The 3,064-nt window shown below is 68.0% G+C and carries 5 protein-coding genes; all 5 read right to left on the bottom strand.

All coding sequences use genetic code 11. The annotated features are described in order from the left end of the window. Positions 1 to 630: ribonuclease III (gene rnc, locus I5I_RS03715; RefSeq protein WP_036316583.1), on the bottom strand; the 630-nt coding region annotated here is incomplete at its 3' end. Between the two features lie 16 nt (positions 631 to 646). Then, positions 647 to 856 carry a 50S ribosomal protein L32 gene (gene rpmF / locus I5I_RS03710; protein WP_005050211.1) on the bottom strand — a complete coding sequence of 70 codons (210 nt, stop codon included), beginning with the start codon at positions 854 to 856 and terminating at the stop codon, positions 647 to 649. Between the two features lie 2 nt (positions 857 to 858). Continuing rightward, positions 859 to 1,353, bottom strand: coding sequence for a YceD family protein (locus I5I_RS03705; RefSeq protein WP_239640009.1), 495 nt, complete (start codon positions 1,351 to 1,353; stop codon positions 859 to 861). 106 nt (positions 1,354 to 1,459) lie between these two features. Continuing rightward, the gene (coaD, locus tag I5I_RS03700) at positions 1,460 to 1,957 is read right to left on the bottom strand and encodes a pantetheine-phosphate adenylyltransferase (RefSeq protein WP_036285302.1); all 498 of its coding nucleotides are present in this window, start codon (positions 1,955 to 1,957) and stop codon (positions 1,460 to 1,462) included. Positions 1,958 to 1,991: 34 nt separating this feature from the next. Beyond that, on the bottom strand, positions 1,992 to 3,064 hold a 1,073-nt coding region (locus I5I_RS03695), incomplete at its 5' end, for a helicase-related protein (RefSeq protein ID WP_036316582.1).

Raw genomic sequence — 3,064 nt, 5'->3', positions numbered from 1 at the left:
TGCTGGACCGACGCCCGCCGCAGACGCCTCGCCGACGCTCACCGTCGCGGTGAACACGCGATTGTGATCGGGGCCTTCGGCGGTGATCACGTACGACGGCGGCGCGAGGGTGAGCCGCGCTGCGAGCTCCTGGAGGCTCGTCTTCGGATCCATCGCGGCGCCGTAGCGGTCGGGGTCCGCCATCAGCGGCTCGACGAGGCGCAGCACGAGTGCCGTGGCCGCTTCCGGCCCGGAGGAGAGGAATGTGGCGCCGATGACCGCTTCCATCGTGTCGGCGAGGATCGAGTCCTTGTCGCGCCCACCGGTCTGATCCTCACCGCGTCCGAGACGCAGGTGCGCGCCGAGGTCGATACCGCGGGCAACCTCGGCGAGAGCGACGGTGGAGACCACGCTCGCCCGGCGCTTGGCCAGGGCACCCTCTTCCAGTTCAGGGTGCGTCAAGAACAGGTGCACCGTCACCGCTTGACCGAGGATCGAGTCCCCGAGGAACTCCAGTCTCTCGTTGTGCGGGATCCCGCCGTTCTCGTAGGCGAACGAGCGGTGTGTCAGCGCAACCGACAGAAGCTCGGGGTCGATATCGACCCCGAGCTTGTCGGAGAGCACACGGTGCTCGATCACGGCATCCGCCATCAGATGGCCGCCGCGATCAGATGTCTGCGACCTTGCGGCCCTTGTACTCGAGGAACAGCTCGGTACCCTGCGAGTCGGTCACGACCTTCGCCTGGTGGGGACGGCTGTAGACGACCTTGCCGTTCTCGACGGTCTTGACGAGCGTGGGCGCCTCGGCCTTCCACTGTGCGCGACGCGAACGAGTGTTGGAGCGGGAGACCTTCCGCTTCGGGGGGTTACCTGCCATGGCTAGCTCTTCTCTGTATCGGTGGCGACGCGGCTCGAGGCCTCGTCGTCAGGGTCTGGGGTGAGGGCCTTCAGCGCGGCCCAGCGCTCGTCGATCGGAATCTCCGGCACGGTTCCTGCGGCCAGCCTCTCACCCGTGATGGGGTCGAGCCCCGGGCAGTCCGGCTGGCACACCGGCTGGAACGGAAGCGAGAGGACGATCGCATCCCTGACCGGAGTTTCAAGATCCACGTGGTCGTCTTGAACCTCGAAGTCGATCGCTTCCGTCCCAGGATACCCGAAGAGCTCTTGAAACTCGACTTCGACAGGCCGGGCGATGTCGGTGAGGCATCGGCCGCAGACCCCGGAGTACTCGGTGTCGATCTCGGCGGTCACCAGAATGCCCTCGTGGACCGACTCGAGACGAACGGCCAGCTCGATGGGCTCACCCTCGGCAACGGAGACGAGTCCCTCGCCCCATTTCGCCGGCGCGGGGACCTCGATGTCGAACTCGCGCATCTCCCCCGCACGATGCGAGATATCGCGCACCGGGAACACGAACGGACCGCTCACATGCTTTCTGACCACCACGCAATGCTAGCCGCCCCGCGGGCATCGACGGCGGTCAGCCCGCCCGTCCCCCTGTATCGAGGAAGCGGGCGACCGGCCCCGGCACGAACGGCGAGACATCGCCGCCCAAAGCGGCCACTTGTCGCACGAGAGAACTCGACACCAGTGCGTGCGCAGGGTCGGGCAGCAGGAAGACCGTCTCGATCTCGGCCAGGTGCCGGTTGACGATCGCCATCGGCGTCTCGTAGGCGACGTCGATCTGGGACCGGATGCCCTTGACGAGCACGCCGGCGTCGACGTCCTGGGCATAGTCGACCAGAAGCCCGACGCTCCAGGAGGCGACGACGACATTGCCTTCGACGCCTTCCTCCCCGATCGACTGCTCGAGCAGACTCAGCCGCTGTGCGATCGGCAGCATGGCCTCTTTGCCCGGGTTGTGTACGACGAGCACGTGCAGCTCGTCGTACAGGGCCGCGGCGCGGCGGATGACGTCGAGATGTCCGAGGGTCGGCGGATCGAACGAACCGGGGACCACCGCGATGCGGTTGTTCATGCCGCCAGCCTAGCGGCGTCACTTTCGAGCCCCATCAGCTCTTGGACAGGGCCGCCCGTTCCTGTTGCCCGATGCGCCGCTCGATCGCTGCGACGAGGCCGGGGTGGTCTTCGAGCATCGGGTCGCGGGAGAGCACGTCTGCCGCCGCCGCACGGGCTCGCGCGATCAGATCGGCATCCTGGACGACGCGAAGAAGCCGCAGAGAGGTGCGCGCCCCCGACTGGGCATCTCCGAGCACGTCGCCCTCTCCGCGCAGTTCGAGGTCGATCTCGGCGAGCAGGAAGCCGTCCGTCGTGGACGCGACCGCTTCCACGCGAGACCGGGCCGGCGTCCCTTCCGGCGCCTCCGTGACGAGAAGACACAAGCCGGCGACCGCACCGCGACCCACCCGCCCGCGAAGCTGGTGCAGCTGCGAGACGCCGAACCGATCGGCCTCCATGATGATCATCGTCGAGGCATTGGGCACGTCGACGCCGACTTCCACCACCGTGGTCGCCACGAGGACGTCGATCTGGCCGGCCGCGAACGCCTGCATGACGGCATCCTTCTGCTCCCCCGACATCTTCCCGTGAAGGATCTCGACGCGCAGGCCGTCGAAGAGGGGGATGCCGTCGAGCATCTGTGCGACCTGGACGACACCCCATCGTGTGCGCGGCTGTTCGCCTTCGGGCGCGCCCACATCGACGGGAACGTCCTCCGCGGCATCCTTCGCCGTGGTACCGACGGCTTCGGCGTCGATGGCGGCGCAGACGACGAAGACCTGGTGTCCGGCGGCCACCTCCTCGGCGGCGCGCTCCCACACGCGTCCGAACCAGCCGGGCTTCTCCGCGAGCGGTGCGACGTGCGTCGCGATGCCCGCTCTCCCGCTCGGAAGGGTGCGGATGGTGGAGACGTCCAGGTCTCCGAACACGGTCATCGCGACCGTGCGAGGAATGGGTGTCGCGGTGAGCACCAGCACGTGCGGCGCCGTCCCCTTCGCTCGCAGCGTCTCGCGCTGCTCGACGCCGAAACGGTGCTGCTCGTCGACGACGACGAGGCCCAGGTCGGGCGACGTCGTCGACGCGCTCAGCAGGGCATGCGTTCCCACGACGATCGCGCCCTGTCCGA

This window comes from Microbacterium sp. B24 (genome assembly GCF_000333415.1).
Taxonomy (GTDB): domain Bacteria; phylum Actinomycetota; class Actinomycetes; order Actinomycetales; family Microbacteriaceae; genus Microbacterium.
Note: the sequence above shows the minus strand (reverse complement) of the source record. Positions and strands in the feature narration are given on the sequence as shown.